The 1463-nt window shown below is 41.2% G+C and carries 2 protein-coding genes; both read right to left on the reverse strand.

Annotated features, from left to right (window positions below; genetic code table 11):
* Nucleotides 1-32: 32 nt before the first annotated feature.
* Complete coding sequence (locus tag FD27_RS07445) at nucleotides 33-962, reverse strand: IS3 family transposase (RefSeq protein ID WP_151495778.1); 930 nt, start codon at nucleotides 960-962, stop codon at nucleotides 33-35.
* Complete coding sequence (locus FD27_RS08960) at nucleotides 887-1411, reverse strand: helix-turn-helix domain-containing protein (RefSeq protein WP_057752119.1); 525 nt, start codon at nucleotides 1409-1411, stop codon at nucleotides 887-889. Before FD27_RS08960 ends, FD27_RS07445 begins: the two co-directional genes overlap by 76 nt.
* Nucleotides 1412-1463: the final 52 nt, after the last annotated feature.

Below are 1463 nucleotides of genomic sequence, written 5' to 3' on the forward strand. Positions count from 1 at the left end.
TGAAGTGAACCCTGTAAGTTGGACACTTTCATTTACGCCACTTTTGCTAAGGCAAGATGCCGATATTCAATCGGTGTCTTGCCTTTTAGTTTGTGTTTGATGCGATCTTGATTGTAGTACTTGATCCAATCTTTCATTGCTTGGATCAACTCTGCTTTACTGTCGTAACGATGCTCATAATATAATTCAACTTTCATGGTGTGAAAGAAGCTCTCCATCGGTGCGTTATCTAAACAGGTTGCTCGCCGCGACATACTTTGAAAGATATGGTTATTTTTCAGCGTTTGACGCCAGACCTTCGTTTGATATTGAATTCCTTGGTCACTATGAATTGTCATACGGTAGTTAAGTGCTGGTCGTTCACTAATTAACTGTCTTAGTGGCTTCATCACAAACTCAGTTGTGGGACGATCACTAATATTAAAACTCACAATTTCGTCAGTACATAAATCTTTGATTGGTGATAGGTATACCCGCTCAGCTTGGCTGAAATGACCATAACGAAATTCGCTGACATCGGTAACCATCTTCTGATATGGACGATCAGCTTGAAAGCGGCGGTGTAACCGATTCTTGGCCTTCTTGCCTTGCGGACCAATGGCTGAATTGTATTTACGAGTTTGACGGTTGTACATCTGAGCTGATAAGTCGTTTTCACGCATGAGACGATTAACCCGCTTATGATTCACCTGAAAGCCACGCCGGTGAAGTTCATCAGTCACCGTTCGATATCCATAACAAGGATGTTGGTGCTTAATTTCGATGACTACTTGCAATAAGTCTTGATTGGCATGGGTTTTTGAGCGATGAACTTGATAATAGAACGTACTGCGCTTGATCGTGGTATACGGTAAGATTTCCGTTAAACTAAATCCAAATTCTTGCCTTAGTTCTTGGATGATTTGGTACTCTTCTTTGACTGTCCGCGATGCTGAACTAAGGCCTCGAGTTTTTTTAAGTATTCGTTCTCCACTTTTAAAGCTCGATTCTCTGCCTTTAACCGCTGTAACTCAGTTAATTTTTTACTAGCTTGTCGATGGTGATCGGTAACCATATGCTTTGTCCGCCCCTTTTTTGTAAACAAAGCTTCTTTACCGCCTTGATCTAGTTTCTTTTGCCATGCCCCAATAGTGCTGGCATTACTAATATCAAAACGGAGCGCGGTTTGTGCAAACGAAGCTTTGTGTTGCTTTCTCCAGTTTAGGACACGCAGCTTAAAATCACCAGAGTAATAATATTTGGGCTGACGAATTTCTAAACCTTGGATCCCATATTTTCGATAACGCGCCACCCACATCAGAACGTAATCCTTCTTTTTGATCCCCAATCGTCGAATGACTGTCGTGGAACCGATTCCAGATAAATACATTTGAACTGCTTTTAATTTAACTTCAAAACTGAATTTGACCATACTAAACCCCCATAGTTGGATGTATTTGTCCAACTATGGGGGTTCACTTCAG

Origin of the sequence: Limosilactobacillus frumenti DSM 13145, assembly GCF_001436045.1 — a bacterium.
Lineage (GTDB): Bacteria > Bacillota > Bacilli > Lactobacillales > Lactobacillaceae > Limosilactobacillus > Limosilactobacillus frumenti.